Origin of the sequence: Actinotalea sp. C106 (assembly GCF_023630195.1) — a bacterium.
Taxonomy (GTDB): Bacteria; Actinomycetota; Actinomycetes; order Actinomycetales; family Cellulomonadaceae; genus Actinotalea.
Genome location: NZ_JALPKN010000568.1, coordinates 1 through 864, shown reverse-complemented (window position 1 = coordinate 864; position 864 = coordinate 1). Strand labels below are relative to the sequence as shown.

The following is an 864-nucleotide window of genomic DNA, read 5'->3' as shown; positions in this document are numbered from 1 at the left end:
GCCGAGGTCGGCCACGAGGAGCACCTCGCCACCGGGGGCGAGGGTCGCCGAGTGGGCGTGCGCCCCCTCCTGCCGCTCGGGGTGGGGGCCCGAGCCCTGGTGCTCGAGCACCTGCGTGGGTCCGCCCGCCGCGAGGACCTCGGGGGCCAGCCCGCCGTCGGGGGCCAGGGGCAGGACGGCGAGGCCTCCGGTCCCGTAGAGGCTCACGTAGAGGGCCCGGCCGGCGGGGTCCACCAGGACGTGGCAGGGGGACCCGCCCCCGGCGTCCACCCGGCCCTGCAGCTCGAGGCCGTCCGGCGTGACGGCGAAGCAGGCGACGGTGCCGGGGGTGGTCTCCCCCACCGCGTACAGGTGGCGGCCGTCGGGGCTGGTGGCGAGGAAGGAGGGGGCCGGGGTCCGGGCCGCGAGCGCGCCGGTCAGCGTCCCCGCGACCGGGTCGAGGCGGATCCGCCAGATCCCTTCGCCCGTGCCGGCGGGGGCCTCAGGCCCGGCCGCGGGGTAGGTGCCGACCCAGAGACCCGTCGCGGGTGCCATCAGCGCACCTCGACCGGGTCGTCGCCGGCCCAGCCTGCCGGGTCGTCGACCAGGGCCTCGAGGACGGCGAGGGCCCCACCGGTCATCGCGGGGTACTGCGCGGCCTGCGCCGTGCTGAGCTCGACCTCGGCCCAGGGGGCGGAGATGACGCGTCGCCGCAGCTGCTCGGTGACCTCGGCCCGGAGGTGCTCGGCGAGGGTCGCGTAGGTCCCGCCCAGCACCACGTGCTCGACGTCGACCACGTTGACCACGTTCGCGAGGGCCGCGCCCAGGGCCCGGCCCGCGACGTGCAGGGCTTCGCGGGCGCGGGGCTCCTCGGCCTCGACGGCG

The 864-nt window shown here is 78.5% G+C and carries 2 protein-coding genes; both read right to left on the bottom strand.

The features are described from left to right. The coding region (locus tag L0B03_RS18535) for a beta-propeller fold lactonase family protein (RefSeq protein ID WP_250448572.1) at window positions 1–534 on the bottom strand (534 nt) is incomplete at its 3' end. Beyond that, window positions 534–864 (bottom strand): ROK family protein (locus L0B03_RS18530; protein ID WP_250448570.1); only part of this gene is annotated, 331 nt, incomplete at its 5' end. The genes L0B03_RS18535 and L0B03_RS18530, both read right to left, overlap by 1 nt.